This is a genomic window from Paenibacillus sp. FSL R5-0475, from assembly GCF_038004585.1.
GTDB lineage: Bacteria > Bacillota > Bacilli > Paenibacillales > Paenibacillaceae > Paenibacillus_AQ.
Genome location: NZ_JBBORK010000001.1, coordinates 1,216,679 through 1,236,094, shown reverse-complemented (window position 1 = coordinate 1,236,094; position 19,416 = coordinate 1,216,679). Strand labels below are relative to the sequence as shown.

Here is a 19,416-nt window from a genome sequence, read left to right as displayed (position 1 = left end):
GAGACGGTAAAAGAAATAGCCCGCCGTACGTTAGCCCGGCGGGCGGAAGATACAACGATTGTCAGTAAATTTGCTATATTACAAGACTCTTTGAAGCTTGGAGATATAGAACCCATCACTGCCATAATGATGTGGCAATAACTGAATCCCCTCACCAACAGCCAGCGCAGTACCTTCCAATCTCCCCCACAGCGGGGAAGCAAATGTTATAGAAGTGAAATCAGGATTTTGCTCCAAAAAGGCAGCTACAACCTCACTATTTTCCGTTTGTTCAGTCGTACAGGTACTATAAACCAGAACACCACCCGGTTTCAACAGTTTAGAAACCGACTGCAGCAGCTGACCCTGCAGTGATGCTACACTTACAACATCCTCAGGCTGCTTACGCCATTTGAGATCTGGCTTACGGCGGATTACACCAAGCCCAGAGCAAGGCGCGTCCAAAAGAATTCTATCGAAGGAATGATGCTCTAAGGTAAGCTCCAGCTCCAGTGCATCTGCACTGCCTGTTACTACGCTTTCGAGACCTAATCGTGCAGCTTGATCCGAGATAAGCTTAGCTTTATGTGGATGCAGATCGTTAGCGAAAATAGATCCTTCATCTTTCATCAGCTCGCCCATATGGGCCGTTTTGCCCCCAGGCGCGGCGCAGCAATCAAGCACTCTCATTCCAGGCTCAGGTGCAACAGCTTCAGCTACAAGCATGGAGCTTTCATCCTGAACAGATAGATATCCATCCCGGTACCAGGATGAAAGAGCCAGATTACCGCCGCTTTTTACAACAATACCATAAGGACTTACTTCAGAAGCAGAAGCTTGCAGACCTTGTTCAATCATCTGACTCAATAGGGCTTCACGGCTAATCATCGTAGTATTTACGCGTATACTGACAGCGGGTGGCTCATTGTTAGCAGCGCAAATAGCTTCCGCAGTGTCAACACCATACTCCGTAATCCAGCGTTTCACTAACCATATAGGATGGGAATACTGAATAGATATCCGTTTCGCAGGACCCAATCCATCAGGTATTACCGGCAGATTTCCAGCGCGCAGCACACTACGAAGCACGCCATTAACCATACCCGAAATTCCTTGATGGCCCTTTTTCTTAGCTATATTAACAGCCTCATTTACAGCTGCATGAGATGGTATGCGATCCAGGTACATAATTTGATATAAGCTTAGACGCAGTAAATTACGCACCCAGGGCTGCAATTTAGCGATCCCTTTGCTAACAATTTCCTCGAGCACATAATCAAGTGTATTCATCCGAGAGATGGTACCATAGACAAGCTCTGTAACTAGTCCAGCATCTTCTCTGCTGAGTGCAGACTTCTGCAGACTGCTGTTCAGCAATAAGTTGCTGTAAGCCCCTTGTTGTTCGACTTTAACCAGGATATCAAGAGTGATATCGCGGGCAGAAGCTGTAGCAGCTTTACCTTTATTTCCGCTACCGCCCTTTTTACCACTCACAGCTTTATGATCTTTACTATTTTTATTGCCAGAGTTATGGCTTACTCCTGATCGGCCCGCACCGTTACCGCCCGCGCTCAACCTAGCACCGTCCCTGGTTTCATAACACCGCCACGGCTAAAATCCGCAGCACTCATCGCTTTCTTACCAGCAGGTTGAACCGTAGTTAGCAGCAGACTTCCGTCTCCTGTCTTAACCTCGACACCATGTTCAGTGACCGAAAGTACCGTTCCTGGCGCACTATCAGTTGATTTCTGCTCAGCAGGAATTTTTGAAGCCCATACTTTGAAGGTCTCTCCATTCCAAAGCGTAAACGCACCGGAAAAAGGTACTAATCCACGAATTCGATTATAGTTATCACGTGAGCCAGCGTTCCAATCCAAACGCTCATCCTCACGATTTAGGTTAGGAGCAAAGGTCGCTTGACTGTCGTCTTGCGGAGAAGCTTGAACAAGGCCGTTTACTAATCGCGGCATTTCAGACTTCAAAAGATCACGTCCAGCAAGGCTAAGCTTCTCGAACATCGTGCCGGAAGTATCCTCATCCTCGATAGCCACCTCGACGCGCGAGATCATATCTCCAGTGTCAAGTCCTTCAGCCATATACATCAAGGTAACGCCGGTAACCTTCTCACCGTTAATGATACTACGTTGAATCGGTGCGCCACCCCGGTATTTAGGAAGTAGTGAACCATGAACATTCACACAACCATTACGCGGCAAATCCAATACAGCTTTAGGCAAAATTTGACCATAAGCAGCTGTAACAATCAGGTCAGGCTCATATGCAGCTAGCTCTGCGACAGCCTCAGGCTTGCGCATCCGTTCAGGCTGGAGCACAGGTAAACCGAGAGATAAAGCGGCTTCTTTAACTGGTGAAGGAGCCAAGATTTTTTTACGTCCTTGCGGTCGATCTGGTTGGGTGACGACTGCTACAACTTCATAGCCTTCATCCATCAGCATTTGCAAGCTTGGTACCGCAAAGGCTGGGGTTCCCATGAATACAATCTTCATATCCTCACTCCTCAGTCTCATTGCGTTCAGCTGTCATCTCGTATACTTTCTCAGCGATATCGGTAAACAGTACTCCGTTCAGATGGTCAATCTCATGTTGAAAAGCCCGTGCAAGTAAACCACTGCCGGTAATGGTAATTTCTTTTCCTTCACGGTTAAGACCACGCACGGTTACTGTCTCTGCACGGCGTACATCACCATTCAATCCGGGAATACTAAGACATCCTTCAGGTCCTAGCTGCTCCCCTTCTGTACCGATGATTTCCGGATTAATCATTTTGATAAGCCCGTGCTCTTCATCTGCATCCACCACAATTAGGCGCTTCAAAATACCAACTTGTGGAGCTGCCAGCCCTACACCTTCAGCGTCATACATCGTATCAGCCATATCATCTAACAATTTTTTAACATTAGGTGTAACTACAGTTACTTCTTTTGCTATTTTGTGCAACACTTCATCCGGTTCCTTAACGATCATACGTATCGCCATTAAAAACACCTTCCCGTTCTGTACATCTCTATATTTAGAGTTTATTGATCTAGCTCTTTTTTTACATTGTAACATGATAACGATTTACATCAACATTTGCGGATCAACATCAATGCTGATCTGAAGCCCTGTATCCCGTACAGAATCCTCCAACTCCTCAGCCACTTGTCGAACAAGCCCTATCACATCGATGGCGCCGCGCCATTTTATCATACATTGGAATCTATATCTACCCTTTAAGCGAGGGATTGGAGAAGCTACGGGACCTAACAGATCTAATACATCCGTGGTTAGCTTATCTAGACTCCCATACCATCTTAGATTTCTGGCCTTCCCCTGCAGATTCATAGCGTAATTCTCTGCCATCCGGAGTAGTAGCGGTAACTGCTCATGGGATAATGTAACGAGTATCAGTCTGCAATAAGGTGGATAATGTAGCCCTCTGCGATGCTTCAGCTCTTCCCTTACAAAAGAGAGATAGTCATGCCCGCTAGCATGAATAATAGAATAATGCTCTGGTGTATAGGACTGAACAACGACCTCACCCGGAAGCTGATGCCGACCTGCTCTTCCAGCAACTTGTGTAAGCAATTGGAAGGTCTTCTCCGCTGCACGAAAATCGGGCAAGTTCAACGCTGAATCTGCTGTAATTACGCCAACAAGAGTTACGTCAGGAAAATCCAAACCTTTTGCTACCATCTGAGTGCCTAGCAGAACATCCGCTTTTTTGTCTCTGAATTGATTCAGCAGCTTCTCATGCGAACCTTTTTCTGTCGTTGTATCCACGTCCATACGAATCACCCGTATCCCAGGGAACAACTTACCAAGCTCTTCTTCCACCCGCTGCGTCCCCGTTCCGAAGAACCGGATATGCTCACTTCCACACTCTGGACAAAGTTTAGGTGCTGGTTCAGCATGACCACAATAATGACAACGCAAATTGTCACTACGACTATGATACGTTAATGAAATATCACACTCGGGGCAGCCTGCTACATATCCGCAACTCCGGCACATAACAAACGTCGAGAAACCTCTACGGTTAAGCAATAACACGGTCTGTTCTCCACGTTCCAGTCTTTCAGCCAATGCAGCATGAAGCTTTCGACTGAACATTGAGCGATTACCTTCTTTAAGCTCTTCCCGCATATCCACGATATTTACCTTCGGTAGTTCGTTACCAAGCGCGCGGGTAGGCATCTCTAGAAGGACTGGTGAAAAATGAATATCACTCTGCGCTCTAGCAGCATGATAGCTTTCTAACGAAGGCGTGGCGGAGCCTAAAATCACGGCTGCCCCACACTGTTCGGCTCTGCGAATCGCTGCATCACGGGCATGATATTTCGGATTTTCCTCCTGCTTATATGAGGTTTCATGCTCTTCATCCATAATAATCAAACCTAGGTTAGAGAACGGAGCAAACACCGCTGAACGGGCGCCAACGGCAACCGTAGCCTTTCCTTCACGGATTTTGCGCCACTCATCATAACGTTCGCCAACAGATAATCGGCTATGCATTACCGCAACACCACTTCCGAAGCGCCCCTTAAAGCGCTCCACCATCTGCGGCGTTAATGCGATTTCTGGGACGAGCACTACGGCCTGTCTACCCTGATCCAAACAACGTTTGATACATTGCAAATAGATTTCTGTCTTACCACTCCCCGTAACGCCATGTAACAGAAAAACTTCATGGAGCTGTTCTTCTAGCGTTCGTGAAATACGTGTGTATACAATCTCTTGTTCTGCTGTAAGTGGCAGAGGCGTAGTAGGCTTAAAATCACGTCCTTGATAAGGGTCGCGATAGACTTCGATTTCACTGATTTCGATAAAGCCTTTTTCCTCTAAACCCTTCACGGTGCTTGCCGTCACTTGAAGTGCAGACAAGACTTCCTTAAGCGCCATTGGGAGTGTAGATTCCCTTTCAATCAGATAGCTAAGCACTTCCTTCTGTCGCGCGGACTTTTTGGGGAATTTATTCAACGCCTCACGAGCAGCCGTGATCCCTATCGCAAGATCTACTGCTTTCAGCTTCTTCTTGCCCATTTTATCTTTAATCGATTGGCTCTCTACAAGAACTCCACGTCTTAGCATGAACTTCACCGTCTCCGCAGCCTCCGGAAATGCACGGGTGAGCTGCTTCATGGAAACTTCGCCATTACGTCCGATAAACTCAGTAATTAGTCGTTCCTCATTCCCTGTATCTGCAAACATAGGGAATAATTCATCATCAGAAAATGCTGCTTCTTCTTCCACATTTCCTAGCGAAATCAGTCGTTCTGCCTTCCCTTTTAGAGCAGTGGGCAGCATCGCTTGCAGGGCTGAAATTCGTCTGCATGCATATCTTTTACTCATCCAGTCCGCTAGCTCAACTAATTCAGGAGATAAAGGTGGAAGCAAATCCAGCACCTCTTGAATAGCCTTAAGACCAGGATTCACTACTGTTTCACCTGACTCCAGAGAAACGACAAAGCCTTGCACTGTGCGGTGTCCAAACGGGACCGCTACTCGGCTGCCCACTTCAATCCATAACTTTAGTGATTCTGGAATACTATAATCAAATGGCCGGTCAGTGCTGCGTACAGGCACATCCACAATGACCTTGGCAATATCCATTATAATGAAGCTCCAGTAATTCGCTCTGCCACGAGCGTCAGCAAGCGGCGAGCGACCTCATCCTTAGACAATTGTGGCAATTCGAGCACCAATCCATCTACATCATAAATCGATACAATATTCGTATCCGATCCGAATCCGGCTCCTGCAGCCGCTACATTGTTTGCAACAATGAGATCGCAGTTTTTGCGGACCAGCTTGTCCTTTGCATAAAATTCTGTGTTTCCCGTCTCCGCAGCAAAGCCGATCAAGAACTGCTTGTCTTTGTTCTTACCTAGCGTTTCCAGAATATCCGTTGTTTTTATAAGCTCAAGTGTCAGTGTATCTCCACTTTTTTTAATTTTGGATGGCTCACTTTGCTTAGGCCGGTAATCCGAAACAGCAGCAGCCTTGATCATGATATCGCAGCTATCCCACTGCGCAGTAACCGCATCGTACATTTCTTGTGCAGATTGAACACGAATGACATTCATATCCGGGTCCTGCGGAGGCGCTTCATCTGTTCGCGCAGCAATCAAGGTAACCTCAGCACCCATTGCACGTGCAGCACGTGCCAATGCAAAACCCATCTTACCGGAGGAATCATTGGAGATATAGCGTACCGGATCAATCCGTTCTACTGTACCACCAGCTGTGATGACGATCTTTTTACCCTTGAGGGGACTAGACTTCACACTTTCTTGCAACGCAAAAAAATCCTCAACATAACTTACAATAGTCTCCGGTTCCTCTAAACGTCCTTTACCCACGTAACCACATGCCAGCAGACCTTCTCCAGGCTCAATAAACTGAATACCTCGTTTAGCGAGGGTATCCAAATTGCTAAGTACAGCGGGATGCTGATACATATGAACATTCATAGCCGGTGCCACCATTATAGGTGCAGTAGTAGCGAGTAACGTTGTGGATAACATATCATCCGCAATTCCGTGCGCCATTTTAGCAATAATATTTGCAGTTGCTGGTGCTACTATCACAAGGTCCGCCGAATCAGCCAAATCAATATGCGAGATGGAGGATGGATCCCGTTCCTGGAATGTATCGCTATATACTCGTTGCTTCGACAGTGACTGTAGAGTTAATTCTGTAATGAACTGCTTTGCCGAAGCTGTCATAATGACATGAACCTCGGCTCCTTTTTGGACAAGCTTACTGGTCAGGGCTGCTGCTTTGTAAGCGGCAATTCCCCCTGTAATCCCAAGTAAAATAGTCTTCCCCTTCAAGCTCTTCAACATGATCTCCCCCCTGTTCCCTTCTCTTACAACGAATGATCTAATTCTTAAACTTCTTATATTTTGAGAAAAAAATAACAACCTTCCGGTTGTCAGAAACAGCCCGGTCTTGGGCTATCAGCATTCATTAAAGACCCATAATTGCTCCATAACCCAAGAAGAAACGGCATCGCCTAATAACAAATAGGCGGTATCCGTTTCTACAAAAGGTCATATCTAAATAGACTTGAGACTACTCTTCACCACGGGTAAGCGTAATGCGATCTTCGTAAATTTCTTCAAGAGCAACACCGACGAATTTATGCGATCTAGGGTTCTTCACATCTGTCTTGCCACCCTCACGCAATTGTCTAGCACGACGTGCTGCGGCTACAACGAGCGAATACTTACTGTCAACCTTGGTCATCATTTCATCAATTGATGGATATAGCACAGGGACACCTCTTCATAGTTTACTGGTAATACCTTCAGCCTTGCAGCATTCATTATCTAACTTTACAATGTTCGGCGATAATAATGCTTTCTATTCTCTTACAGGCCAGATCAATCTCATCATTTACAACAGCATAATCATAATGCTGCATTAGATTAATCTCATCCTCCGCTACAGTCATGCGGTGATCGATCACATCTGGATGTTCCGTACCCCGTCCGCGTATGCGGTCCTTCAGCTCATCCATAGAAGGTGGAAGAAGGAACACAAAAATACCTTCAGGAAATTTTTCTTTAACTTTGAGAGCTCCCTGAACCTCAATTTCGAGAATAATATCTTTGCCGCTATTGAGAGTTCTCTCTACAAAATCACGTGGAGTACCGTAAAAATTACCTACGTACTCCGCATATTCAAGCAGTTGATCGGCTTCTATCATAGCCGAAAACTCCTCTTTGCTTTTGAAAAAATAATTCACGCCGTCTTCCTCACCCGCACGCGGACTGCGAGTAGTAGCAGAAACTGAGTAGACAAGTTCGGGCATCTTCGGTCGTAGCGCAGTACATACAGTACCTTTACCCACGCCGGAAGGTCCGGATAATATGATGAGCAATCCTTTTGACATAATACACTCCATTTAGTTGTTATTCGTCGTTGTCGTCATCTTTACTGGATAAGCGATGCGCTACAGTCTCCGGCTGTACAGCCGACAGAATGACATGATCACTATCTGTAATGATTACGGCACGAGTCCGTCGGCCATAGGTGGCGTCGATCAACATATGTCGATCTCGAGCCTCCTGGATAATACGTTTGATCGGTGCAGATTCCGGACTGACGATGGAAATAATGCGATTGGCGGACACAATATTCCCAAAGCCAATGTTGATAAGTTTGATTGCCATGTTCCGGTAGTTCCCCCCATAAAGTTCTATGCTATTGCCTGTTCCCGGTTACTCTATGTTTGCCGCTTGTTCGCGAATCTTCTCCAGCTCAGCTTTCATGTCTAGCACAAGACCCACGAGTGTTAAATGATTACATTTCGATCCGATTGTATTCGTCTCCCGGTTCATCTCCTGAATGAGAAAATCCAGCTTGCGTCCTACCGGTCCTTTCCCCTTCAGGAGGGTTCTGCATTGTTCGAAATGACTATACAACCGGGTCAACTCTTCATCAATATTACAGCGATCTGCAAAAATAGCGATTTCCATCCCGAATTTATGCTCATCAAAAGCGAACGTCCCATCATTTAACTCATTTAATCGATGACGAAGCTTGTCACGATATTCAATGATTACAACAGGTGCAAGTTCGACCATTTCAGCATGCATGGATTCTAGATGATTGAGACGCTGTTCAATATCAGCGGCTAGAAAACTGCCTTCACGGGCGCGCATCTCTAGCAGAGATTGCAAACTCTGCTCAAGTCCCGTCTCCAACATTTCAGAGTAGTCTTCTAAGGCCGCGGACACGGCACCCGCAGCCTCATCTTTGCTTTCCATAATACCGGGTATAGAAAGTATATCACGTAGAGTCAACTCACCGGACAAACCATACTCGTTCTTAAGCTGATCTGCTGCCTTAAGATAAGTCATGACAGTAGAGCGATTCAGAACCGGTCCGGAAGATGACTCATCGTGCTCTCTATTGATGGTAACATCTATCCTTCCCCGTTTGACGTGCTGCTGAACCTTTCTTCTCAGCACATCCTCATAACCCGTCCAATCCCGGGGCATCCGCAGTACAACTTCGCAGTACCGGTGATTCACCGATTTCACTTCGAACATAATCTTGTAGCCGCCGAATTGCAGGGACGATTGACCGTATCCGGTCATGCTAAATGACAACGGAATCACATCCATTACACTATTGTAATTGATTATTACTAGCGAAACAAGGGGGACAATTTACGTCCTGATTTCTCCCATACATACTCGATCAGCTGTGCGCTCATATCATAGAACATAAACGGTGTCATCAAATAGATCCCATTGAAATGGGCAGTTGCAACATCTAACAACTCTTTAGCGATGGCGACCCCTTCAGCTCTTCCTGCTTCTCCTTCAAGTCCCTTCATGCGATTCCGAACATCATCCGTAAGCTGGATTCCCGGAACCTCGTTATGCAGGAACTCTGCATTACGCCCACTAGCCAATGGCATCACACCAATAAACACGGGAATATCCAGATGTGCAGTTGCCTCAGCGATCTTTACGAAAAGCTCCTGATCATAGACAGGCTGAGTCATAATATAATCTGCACCAGAGGCAATTTTCTTCTCCAGTCGCTGTACGGCCTTATCTAAATGTTTCACATTCGGGTTAAAGGCAGCACCGATAACAAAATTCGCTTTCTGCTTCAAAGGTTTACCTGAGAAGGAAATACCATCATTCAACTGCTTAATCATACGAATAATTTCAAAAGAGGTTAAGTCGTAAACCGAACTTGAGCCGGGAAGATCTCCGAATTTCGCTGGATCTCCAGTCACCGCTAACACATGATCAATTCCTAGCGCATCAAAACCCATCAAATGCGATTGGGTACCAATCAGATTGCGATCGCGACAAGCAATATGCACTAGTGGACGGAGTCCAGTTTTAGCATGCACCAAATGGCCCAAAGCCATATTGCTCATCCGTGTAACAGCCAGTGAGTTATCGGCGAGTGTCAGCGCATCCGCACCTGCTCTTCTCAACGCTTCTGCACCCTTCATGAACTTGCCGATATCCAAATCACGAGGTGGATCAAGCTCAACGATAACCGTATGACGTTCCTTGACTAGATCAACCAGGTTCGGCTCACGACCATCTCTTCCCTCATCTTCGCCAAAATGCTCCTGCAAAGATACACGCTCCACAGTCGGAAGCGTCGGTTCTGGAAGTGGCTGAGGTACGTAATCTTTCAATGCGGAAGAAATTTCAGCAATATGCTGCGGAGTAGTACCACAGCAGCCCCCAATAATTCTGCAACCCATTTCTGCAAAAGTAACTGCCATTTGTCCGAAATATTCCGGTGAAGCCCCATACCGATATTCTCCGTCAACATAATCCGCAACACCCGCATTCGGATAGACTGAAGTAGGCAGAATTAGATTACCCTGTACTGCTTTTAGTGCTCTCTTAATTCCATTCGGGCCAGTATTACAGTTAAAACCGATAATATCCGCTCCATCACCTTCTAAGATCCGGAAAGCCTCTGGTAACGTCAATCCATCTAATGTACGTGCCGATTCATCCACAGCAAATTGGCAAATGACTGGGAGAGTACTATGTTTACGTACTGTTCTTAGCGCAAGATGCAGTTCCTCGACATCGTAAAAGGTTTCTAGCATAACGCCGTCTACTTCTTCTTCTAACAAAGCTGTAATCTGCTGTGTAAAATACCTCTTCAACTCTGTCGATGAGAGATTTGCACGCTTACCGGCGCGAATAGAGCCTACAGCACCTAATACATAGCCTGTATCTCCAGCAGCTTTACGAGCGATTCTTACTCCGGCGCGATTAATTTCTTCAACCTTGGACTCCAAACCATATTTGGACAGCCTGTCAAAATTCGCTGAGAAGGTGTTGCTTTCTAGCAGCACTGCTCCTGCATCGATATAGCTGCGATGGACATCTTCGATAACCCCCGGAGAGGTCAAATTTAATTCTTCGTAGGAAATGCCGACAGGGAAACCCTTCTGATATAAATAGGTACCCATCGCTCCGTCTCCGACCAATACTTTGTTTCCCCATGCGGAACGTAAATCCGGCTTCACTGCAAGATCCTCCCCTGTCACATTAGGTTCTACTTTAGTTTCATACTAATGTAACATAAATCGCTATGGATGATAAGCTTTCATAAGAAAAGCAATCAACCCCCCAGTGGTATGAATGATCAAGTATTAAAAGCCTCATACTAACGTTAAAAACAATAAAAGGGGTATTTAAGTGAAGAAAAAAACAAGAAAGCTTCTGATCCGAAAATACACGGTAATTCTACTCTTATGCATTCTCTGCTTATTATTTCTGTATTTGGGAGATTGGATGTACGGATATGGTCTGGGCAATATCGGTTATATTCTAAATTACTTGCTATATACCCCCTCTGAGAAAGTCGCTGCTTGTATTTTATTGCTATGCCTGATTATTCCCGATATCCTAGCCTGGAAGACAGGGCATCAACCAGAACGAGGAGGGGAACTGTGACTTTTTATCGCTGTAATAATAATTAGGAGCAATGGAATCAACACCATAAAGAAGGGAAAGACCGTGTATAGCAGTTTCCCTCCCTCTTCAATATGTTCTGTGAAGCTTCGGGCATTCAGCATCGAACTGAACAGGATTATTAGAGCTACCGGATACACCATTCTTCGGTAAGGAATCTTGAACAATTCTGAAATCCCAATAAGTGCTGCTGCAAAAAAAACAGACAATTTGAAAAAAACACCGATTATTAGCACCATGACAATTAGAATATCCACACGTTGAATAAAATCGGAGATAGAGATCTTACTGATCGTAGGCATTAAGGGGAACGGAGAACGCCTGACAATATCTGTACCAAGCACCGATATATTTAAGGCCATGGTCATACTTAACAGTATACCTGATACAAATATGCCCGCTGCGATTACCCAAGGACCTTTTTTAACGTTATTCAGATAGGGCATAAGCATAGTAAAACAGATCATTTCACCAAAAGGGAAAATGTAGTTTTGATGTAAAACAGAAGAAACAATTGGCTTAATTCCATTCTCAAAAACAGGGAGCAAACGGTTCAAATTAATGGAGCCCGAGAACATTAACATGCTCGAACAAAATAAACCGATTAATATCACAATCACCGCAAACACCAACGAAGTTCGGGACAGCACTTCTACTCCTTTATGCAATACATAAGCACTAGATAATACCATTAACATCGCTACAATGAATAACGGCGTCCTGTGCATAGTAGCCATAACTAGCATAGAGCTACCATCTCGCAGATCACGACCAGCCAAATTAAGAAATATCACGATATAAGCTATGGATATCAACGAACCCACATATTTGCCAAATAGTTGCCGGATATATGCCGTAAGGGGCAGATTCGGAAACTTTCTATAAAGATAGGCATATCCTGCAAAAACAATTAATCCTATCAAATTCCCCAGCAATATGGAAATCCAAGCATCCTTATCAGACTCCATTCCAAGATTCACTACCAGCGCCGTCCCTAGTTCAAACAACACTGTCAGGGTGAAAAATTGAAGTAGTCCTATTTTTATATTTCCCATAGCTGCCCTCCTAAATTATCATTTCTTTTTGGACTGAAAGGAATCACTCCGCATGTCGGTATGCCGAATAACTATATCCACATTAAACTTGATCTCACAGGTTGCAAATATGCTATCCCAATGATCTTTTACTTGCTTCCACCCCCGCGGATTCTCTCGTTCTACAACTTCACCAAATCCAAGGTAATCGCTTTTTAACAAACGAGCTGCTGAGACAGCTGCATGTAACTTATCATTGATACTCTGTTCTAGAAGTTCCGAAAGATTATTTAAGACCTTGGGATCTGTCAAATCCAAAGCATTAGGCGATTCTTTTAAACCTGCCTGCTCAGTGATATTTATTGTGATTACCGGATGCTCGACGTCCTTCGCATCAGCATGAATATGTACCTGAGATAAATACACGATGAACGCTACATATTCATCCTCACCAATCGAAACCACTACTGGAATTTGTGTAATTTTATTCTTTAGCAGGGCAGTGCCTATAGCTTCATCACCTCGTAGCCAGCCTATCAGCTTGTCCTCTTTAAATGCAGCGAAGTCTGTAACTCTAAGAATGGCCTCAGGATCTATATTTTTCAAACTGTCGTTATTATCTTTTTTGTCCAATTCCCCTGTTACCATTACCCCATTGACGATAGGCCCACCACCAGGAATTTGAATACCACGAATTATATCGTCTACTTCCATCCGGTAATTATATCCATACTGTTTAGAGGTCGTCTGCAGCTTCTCCACTAGATCATTTGCGGGTATTTTGCCAAACGTAGTCATGGTCGTCATACTATCTACCGCCGGCTGTCCCTTTGATATAAAAATAAAACTGGTTAGCCTAGTTTCACTCTCTCTTTCTAGGACATCCATCATATCTTTGATACCTTCGCGAGCAAACTTCTCCGAAATAACGATCACTCGGATATGACCTAAGGACAAGAAGCGCGCAGTCTGACGCGAGGCATTAGCCAACGCTTCAAACATTGTACGTCCACTGCCTTTATATACTACGACTGGCGAAGTACCTCTGGCGTTCTCGCCAGAGATTTCGTCAGCAATTATAATCTGAAAAGATAATACATATTTTTCCTCATCTGTAGGACCTCTATCAATAGCCACTCCAGAAACGATTGCCCTTCTATTTAGCTCCACACTGTCCCAGCAGCCTGTAAGACTGAGAAATATCAATAAACAAAGCAGGACAACCCCAATAAAAATAGTGCGATTACTCTTCATCCTGCACTCCTTTTTTTGGATGCTCTGCCCCAGTAGATTTTTCAAGGATTTTAGGAGAAATATTCTGTTCATGTCCTGTTGAGATCTTCTTTCCTTCCGAAATGCCTTCTTGCCTCTTTGTTGTAGAAACTTGCTCCGTTCTCAAAGCCCATAAGGGCAGTCTTAAGAACGCATCTTTTTGACCATGTGAGGATATAGGCACAATAGGGGATAGATAAGGGACACCGAATGAACGCAGACTATTCATATGTGCAAGCAAAACAATTAAGCCTAAAGTAATCCCATAAAAACCAAACATACCGGCCAGCACTAAAAATCCGAAACGGATAATTCTACCTGCTATCGCCATGTTATAAGCAGGTATAGCAAAGCTCGCAATCCCTGTCAGCGCTACTACAATAACCATAACCGGTGTGATGATTCCTGCTTCTACTACTGCCTGTCCCAAAATAAGAGCACCAACAACGGATACTGTCTGTCCTACTGCACGCGGCATTCTTACTCCAGCCTCTCTAATGATCTCGAACGCTCCTTCCATCAGGATTGCCTCCACAAAAGCAGGAAAAGGTACATTTTCACGTTGTGATAATAGATTGATTAACAGGGTTGTAGGAATCATCTCATAATGGTAAGTGGTTAACGCTATATAAACGGAAGGTCCAAGAATTAGTACAATAAAACTGATATATCGAACAAGACGCATGAGAATTGCAATATCGAACCTTTGAGCATAATCCGAGGCAGACTGAAAAAACAGTGTAAATACCGCAGGCAAAATCAATACAAACGGGGTACCATCTATAATGATCACAACCCTACCCTCTAATAGGTTCGTCGCTGCAACATCAGGCCGTTCACTATTATTAATGGTTGGAAAAGGTGTGAAGGTTTTATCCTGAATTAGTTCTTCAATATAACCGGATTCCATGATGGCATCGACATTAATCTGTTGTAGCCGATTTCTCACCTCTTCTACCAACTTCTCGTCTGCATTGTCTTTAATGTACATGAGGGCCACATCTGTGTGAGTTACCTTTCCGATCTTTAAATGTTCTAGTCTTAGCTTAGAAGACTTAATTCGTCTCCGAATCAAGGAAATGTTCGTAGCTACAGATTCAACAAAACTATCCTTTGGGCCTCGCACGACTAGCTGGGTGGATGGTTCGCTGACGGAGCGAGCTTCTCCTCCCTCGGTCTCACACACAATTGCACTGTCATAACCTTCAATCAGAATGACCGTTTTGCCAGAAAGGATCGCCAGTAGAACCTCATTCCACTCCTCTTGCAGCTGTGCTTGACCTATTTCCAAAGCACGGTTCAATACGAATTCCTTAAGATCATTTGTTGCAGAGATGTTCTCTTTGAGCATTTCGTCTGTAATTCCGAGTAACGAACCGATTACGAATTCATCGACCGTTTCCTTGTTGACAAGACCATTAAGATGAATCACTGCTGCTTGAACGGGACTCTCACCTCCGATCTTTACCTGACGAATTTTGAGATCAGGACTATGACCCAACTCATTATCTATTTGGTCGAGCGTTTGGTCCAAATCATCGGTAAGCCTCGGAATTCGAGTATCTTCATGAACTGAGGCTCCTTGTTGTTCCTTAGCGGATTTGTTTCTTCTGTTTATCCCGTTTATGTTCAACAAGGTCCCCCCTTTTTTCAATCTTAGGGGTATTATTCTCGGTTATCCCTTCCATTATTCGGCTACATAAAGTCGCAAGGATGTGGAAACACAAAAAGGCAGCCCAAGAGATTCTCTTGGGCTGCCTTCTTAAGTATTTTTCTAAATGGCTACACTACCTGTGAATGCAACCTCAGCAGGACCTGTCATATACACATGGTTATCCTCTTCATTCCATTCAATGTACAGATCGCCACCCTTTAGACTAATCCAAGCTGCTCGGTCCGTCAGACCATTTAGCACAGAAGATACTAAAGTTGCGCAAGCTCCAGTCCCACAAGCAAGTGTTGGTCCAGCTCCACGTTCCCATACCCGCATATCTACTCTGCCTCGATCCAGAACCGTCGCGAACTCAACGTTTACCTTTCTCGGAAACAATGGATGTACCTCTAGCTTAGGTCCCCATGTCGCTAGATCGAAAGATACGGCATCTTCTACATAAATAACGCAATGAGGATTACCCATAGATACTGCAGTAAACTTAAATTCGGTTCCATCCGATTCAATCCGCTCTGAGAGCACGGGTTCTGCATCAATAGCTACCGGAATTTGAAGACCGGACAATACAGGTTCACCCATATCAACCGTTACAGATTCCACTACACCGTCTTTTACATTCAAGGTAACCTTTTGTTCTCCGGCACCAATCGTTTCAATAACAATCTGCTCGGAGTTTACCAGGCCATGATCGTAGACATATTTGGATACACAGCGAATGGCATTTCCGCACTGCTCTGCTTCCGAGCCATCAGAGTTCATAATGCGCATCATGTAATCGCCGCGTTCAGACGGAAGGATGTATACAAGTCCGTCCGCTCCAATTCCGAAGAATCGATTGCATAACGTTACAGCAAGATCTGCTGCATTGCTTGGTAGCTCTTGCTCGCCGAAAACTACGATGAAGTCATTGCCTAGGCCGTGCATTTTTGTGAATTCCATTGAAAGTCCACTCCTAAAGGTTATGTTAAGTTAGATACGAGCTATTAACTGCAACAAGTATACCTTTAGGAATGGAGCGTTACTATTAACTTTATGCCGAAATTTTTGTACTTTTTATCATCGAATTACTGCCGCTACGACCACGATTACGTTTACCGCCCCAAACACTGCCAGCCCCCATCAAGAAGGTCGGAATCCCCGCAGTTACAAATACTAGACACCATTCACGGAAATTAAGCGGCACTGTTTTGAAGACGGGCTGGAGAAATGGAATATACATAACAGCCAGCATCAAAATCACGGATGACAAAACAGCAAGAACTAGGTACTTATTCTGGAACGGATTTCGATGGAACACCGAACGAGAACTGCGGCAATCGAAGACATGAATCAACTGGGCCATAACGAGTGTCGCAAAAGCTACGGACTGTGCTCGAATCAGCTGCGCTGGATTTTCTGGTGCTACACGTAAGGTTAGCCAAAATGCTCCTAACGTACATAAACCGATTAAAAATCCACGGCTTATGATCTTCCACCCTAAACGACGGGCAAAAATATTTTCCTTTGCACCACGCGGCTTATGCTCCATTAAGTCCTTCTCAGGCTGGTCAACACCAAGCGCCATCGCTGGCAGTCCGTCTGTCACCAAGTTGACCCATAAAATTTGAATAGGCACTAATGGCAGAGGCAGACCGAGCATCATGGCAAAGAACATGGTCAAGATTTCCCCTACATTTGATGCGAGCAGGTATCGAATGAATTTACGAATGTTCTCATAGATGTTTCTACCCTCTTCAATGGCAGCTACAATGGTTGAGAAGTTGTCATCCCCTAGCACTAATGAAGATGCTTCCTTGGTCACATCTGTTCCGGTGATCCCCATAGATATTCCTATATCTGCCGCTTTGATGGCTGGAGCATCATTGACTCCGTCTCCGGTCATAGCCACAACATGACCACGGCGCTGCAAAGACTTCACGATACGAAGCTTATGCTCTGGAGATACGCGGGCGAATACGTACACATTATCCGATACTTTATCCAGCTCATCATCATCCATCCGAGTCAGTTGAGCTCCTGTTAATACTGTGCCCCCACGTTGCAGAATTCCTAATTGGTGAGCAATGGCCTCTGCAGTCGTTCCATGGTCCCCAGTAATCATCACAGTCTTAATTCCTGCTCGGCGTGTGACGCTAATGGCATCGCGAACTTCACGCCGTGGCGGATCAATCATTCCAGCCAATCCGATAAAGACAAGTTGGCACTCCGCATCCTTTTCACTATCCACATTTTCACTTGGACGCATATCACGATAAGCCATACCTAGGACACGAAGTGCACCTGAAGCCATTTGCTCATTGGCATCAAGTACTTTCTGCCGCAATGTTGGCGTTAAAGGCACGACACCGCCCTCCCAGAGCATATACGAACAGCGATTAAGCAGCACATCAGGCGCGCCTTTCGTACATACCATCCGTCCTCCGGGATGACCAATAATAACTGACATTAACTTTCGCTCGGAATCAAAAGGAAATTCCTTCTCACGGGAGTAGGTTACGGCTAGCGTCTGGGCAGTCAAACCCATCTTCCCTGAAAGCGCTACTAGAGCTCCTTCCGTTGGATCTCCTTTGAGTTCCCAGATCGATGAGCTGTCAGAAGATTTATCAACTACAATGTCCTTATCCTTCCCTTTACGCTTACCTCGCACTTCGGTCGGAAAGGTCTCAATAATCTCTGCATTACTGCACAAAGCACCCACTTGTAGCATCCGTCTTAAACTTTGATCATTTTTGAGATCTACCGGTTTACCTTTCTCCAGAACCTGTCCGTTCGGAGCATAACCTTCACCTGTTACTTCAAGGCCACGTCCGCCCGTCCATAATCGGGTCACCGTCATTTTATTCTGAGTCAATGTACCCGTCTTGTCCGAACAGATGACGGATGCGCAGCCCAAGGTTTCCACTGAAGGTAATTTACGAACGATGGCCTTTCGTTTGATCATCCTCTGCACGCCCAGCGCAAGTGCGATGGTTACAATGGCCGGAAGCCCTTCCGGAATCGCAGCGACCGCCAAGCTTACCCCGGCCAAGAACATTGCTGTGGCAGGCTGTCCATGTAAAATACCGGCAGCTACAACTACAATAGTTAAACCTAGTGATACATAGATCAAAATTTTTCCTAACTGCTCGAGACGATGCTGAAGGGGAGTCTCCTGAGATTCTGTATTCTGGATCAGGTCTGCAATCTTACCCATCTCTGTGTCCATACCCGTACGAATTACGATAGCTTTACCAGTACCCCTGGTTACCATTGTGCCCATGAACCCAAGATTCTTCTGATCGCCGAGCGGAATCTCCTCCGCGCGGATCACATCCGAATGCTTCGAGACAGGCAGCGATTCCCCAGTTAGCGCGGATTCCTCCACATATAGAGAACTGCAATCCAGCCATCGGATATCCGCGGGTATTCGATCACCACTCTCCAGCAAGACAATATCACCTGGTACTAACATCTTTGCTGGAATAACCTCGCTGTTCCCCCCACGCAGTACTTTGGCAGAAGGCGCGGAGAGCTGTTTTAAAGCTCTTAGCGAACGTTCGGCGCGGAACTCTTGAACAAACCCAAGGGCTCCGTTTAAAAGGATAATCGCGATGATCGTGATGGCATCCAAATATTCGCCAAGCAAACCGGATACGAGCGTCGCACCCATAAGCACAAGCACCATGAAATCCTTAAACTGGTTCAACAGCAGGGTAAACGGGGATACGGTCTTTCCTTCGGACAGCTCGTTATACCCATTTTGCTTCCGTCGCTCCGCGGCATCCTCTCCACTGAGGCCCGTCCTCGGATGGACATTGAACATTTTCTGCAGCTCTTCTGCACCGAGCCGGTGCCAACTGTTTTGTTCCATGACTTTTCTTTCCCTCCCGGTCGTTTCTTGACTTCCGGCGGCGCACAGCTTTTCCACCTGTTCATGACCAAGTGTATTCAAGGTCGTCCAATAATATCACCGCCTAACCAATTCCCCTTTTGCGCGAAT

General features: G+C 45.3%; 16 protein-coding genes. 1 reads left to right on the top strand and 15 read right to left on the bottom strand.

Annotated elements, in window-relative coordinates:
* Positions 1 to 78: 78 nt before the first annotated feature.
* The 10 genes from rsmB to MKX41_RS05250 all read right to left on the bottom strand — a co-directional run bounded on the left by rsmB (position 79) and on the right by MKX41_RS05250 (position 11,011).
* A complete protein-coding gene (rsmB, locus tag MKX41_RS05295; RefSeq protein WP_340974821.1) occupies positions 79 to 1,473 on the bottom strand; it encodes a 16S rRNA (cytosine(967)-C(5))-methyltransferase RsmB in 1,395 nt (464 codons plus the stop codon).
* Between the two features lie 77 nt (positions 1,474 to 1,550).
* On the bottom strand, positions 1,551 to 2,486 hold the full coding sequence (gene fmt, locus MKX41_RS05290; RefSeq protein WP_339802989.1) for a methionyl-tRNA formyltransferase: 936 nt from the start codon (positions 2,484 to 2,486) through the stop codon (positions 1,551 to 1,553).
* A 4-nt stretch (positions 2,487 to 2,490) separates the two neighbouring features.
* Complete coding sequence (gene def, locus MKX41_RS05285) at positions 2,491 to 2,976, bottom strand: peptide deformylase (RefSeq protein WP_042126884.1); 486 nt, start codon at positions 2,974 to 2,976, stop codon at positions 2,491 to 2,493.
* An 84-nt stretch (positions 2,977 to 3,060) separates the two neighbouring features.
* Positions 3,061 to 5,592: a primosomal protein N' gene (gene priA / locus MKX41_RS05280; RefSeq protein ID WP_339270642.1), complete on the bottom strand. Its 2,532-nt coding sequence runs from the start codon at positions 5,590 to 5,592 to the stop codon at positions 3,061 to 3,063.
* Positions 5,592 to 6,827 (bottom strand): bifunctional phosphopantothenoylcysteine decarboxylase/phosphopantothenate--cysteine ligase CoaBC, encoded by a 1,236-nt coding sequence (gene coaBC / locus MKX41_RS05275; RefSeq protein WP_339802983.1) that lies wholly within the window; start codon positions 6,825 to 6,827, stop codon positions 5,592 to 5,594. Before coaBC ends, priA begins: the two co-directional genes overlap by 1 nt.
* A gap of 229 nt (positions 6,828 to 7,056) precedes the next feature.
* Positions 7,057 to 7,257, bottom strand: coding sequence for a DNA-directed RNA polymerase subunit omega (gene rpoZ / locus MKX41_RS05270; protein ID WP_036686188.1), 201 nt, complete (start codon positions 7,255 to 7,257; stop codon positions 7,057 to 7,059).
* A gap of 52 nt (positions 7,258 to 7,309) precedes the next feature.
* Positions 7,310 to 7,879: a guanylate kinase gene (gene gmk, locus MKX41_RS05265; protein WP_076282916.1), complete on the bottom strand. Its 570-nt coding sequence runs from the start codon at positions 7,877 to 7,879 to the stop codon at positions 7,310 to 7,312.
* Between the two features lie 19 nt (positions 7,880 to 7,898).
* Positions 7,899 to 8,159: an extracellular matrix/biofilm regulator RemA gene (gene remA, locus MKX41_RS05260; RefSeq protein WP_006209218.1), complete on the bottom strand. Its 261-nt coding sequence runs from the start codon at positions 8,157 to 8,159 to the stop codon at positions 7,899 to 7,901.
* Between the two features lie 48 nt (positions 8,160 to 8,207).
* A complete protein-coding gene (locus tag MKX41_RS05255) occupies positions 8,208 to 9,101 on the bottom strand; it encodes a YicC/YloC family endoribonuclease (protein WP_042187381.1) in 894 nt (297 codons plus the stop codon).
* A gap of 38 nt (positions 9,102 to 9,139) precedes the next feature.
* On the bottom strand, positions 9,140 to 11,011 hold the full coding sequence (locus MKX41_RS05250; protein WP_340968999.1) for a bifunctional homocysteine S-methyltransferase/methylenetetrahydrofolate reductase: 1,872 nt from the start codon (positions 11,009 to 11,011) through the stop codon (positions 9,140 to 9,142).
* 172 nt (positions 11,012 to 11,183) lie between these two features.
* On the opposite strand from MKX41_RS05250, the gene MKX41_RS05245 reads away from it, so the two are divergent.
* The gene (locus MKX41_RS05245) at positions 11,184 to 11,441 is read left to right on the top strand and encodes a hypothetical protein (RefSeq protein ID WP_339270635.1); all 258 of its coding nucleotides are present in this window, start codon (positions 11,184 to 11,186) and stop codon (positions 11,439 to 11,441) included.
* On the opposite strand, the gene MKX41_RS05240 is transcribed toward MKX41_RS05245, so the two are convergent.
* The 5 genes from MKX41_RS05240 to MKX41_RS05220 all read right to left on the bottom strand — a co-directional run bounded on the left by MKX41_RS05240 (position 11,414) and on the right by MKX41_RS05220 (position 19,287).
* Positions 11,414 to 12,514, bottom strand: a complete 1,101-nt coding sequence (locus MKX41_RS05240; RefSeq protein ID WP_340968998.1) for a GerAB/ArcD/ProY family transporter — start codon at positions 12,512 to 12,514, stop codon at positions 11,414 to 11,416. The two genes, MKX41_RS05245 and MKX41_RS05240, sit on opposite strands and share 28 nt — an antisense overlap.
* 18 nt (positions 12,515 to 12,532) lie before the next feature.
* On the bottom strand, positions 12,533 to 13,747 hold the full coding sequence (locus MKX41_RS05235) for a Ger(x)C family spore germination protein (RefSeq protein ID WP_340968996.1): 1,215 nt from the start codon (positions 13,745 to 13,747) through the stop codon (positions 12,533 to 12,535).
* Entirely contained in the window at positions 13,737 to 15,401 is a 1,665-nt protein-coding gene (locus tag MKX41_RS05230; protein ID WP_445671304.1) for a spore germination protein, read from the bottom strand. Before MKX41_RS05230 ends, MKX41_RS05235 begins: the two co-directional genes overlap by 11 nt.
* Before the next feature lie 138 nt (positions 15,402 to 15,539).
* The gene (gene dapF / locus MKX41_RS05225; RefSeq protein ID WP_340968992.1) at positions 15,540 to 16,376 is read right to left on the bottom strand and encodes a diaminopimelate epimerase; all 837 of its coding nucleotides are present in this window, start codon (positions 16,374 to 16,376) and stop codon (positions 15,540 to 15,542) included.
* Positions 16,377 to 16,467: 91 nt separating this feature from the next.
* Positions 16,468 to 19,287, bottom strand: a complete 2,820-nt coding sequence (locus MKX41_RS05220; RefSeq protein ID WP_042187372.1) for a calcium-translocating P-type ATPase, SERCA-type — start codon at positions 19,285 to 19,287, stop codon at positions 16,468 to 16,470.
* Between the last annotated feature and the right edge of the window lie 129 nt (positions 19,288 to 19,416).

What these genes read in the sequence shown, in the direction of transcription:
- def (WP_042126884.1), bottom strand. Translation starts at nt 2,976, where the DNA reads ATGGCGATACGTATGATCGTTAAGGAACCGGATGAAGTGTTGCACAAA.
- remA (WP_006209218.1), bottom strand. Translation starts at nt 8,159, where the DNA reads ATGGCAATCAAACTTATCAACATTGGCTTTGGGAATATTGTGTCCGCC.
- MKX41_RS05220 (WP_042187372.1), bottom strand. Translation starts at nt 19,287, where the DNA reads ATGGAACAAAACAGTTGGCACCGGCTCGGTGCAGAAGAGCTGCAGAAA.
- MKX41_RS05240 (WP_340968998.1), bottom strand. Translation starts at nt 12,514, where the DNA reads ATGGGAAATATAAAAATAGGACTACTTCAATTTTTCACCCTGACAGTG.
- priA (WP_339270642.1), bottom strand. Translation starts at nt 5,592, where the DNA reads ATGGATATTGCCAAGGTCATTGTGGATGTGCCTGTACGCAGCACTGAC.
- fmt (WP_339802989.1), bottom strand. Translation starts at nt 2,486, where the DNA reads ATGAAGATTGTATTCATGGGAACCCCAGCCTTTGCGGTACCAAGCTTG.
- MKX41_RS05235 (WP_340968996.1), bottom strand. Translation starts at nt 13,747, where the DNA reads ATGAAGAGTAATCGCACTATTTTTATTGGGGTTGTCCTGCTTTGTTTA.
- gmk (WP_076282916.1), bottom strand. Translation starts at nt 7,879, where the DNA reads ATGTCAAAAGGATTGCTCATCATATTATCCGGACCTTCCGGCGTGGGT.
- dapF (WP_340968992.1), bottom strand. Translation starts at nt 16,376, where the DNA reads ATGGAATTCACAAAAATGCACGGCCTAGGCAATGACTTCATCGTAGTT.
- coaBC (WP_339802983.1), bottom strand. Translation starts at nt 6,827, where the DNA reads ATGTTGAAGAGCTTGAAGGGGAAGACTATTTTACTTGGGATTACAGGG.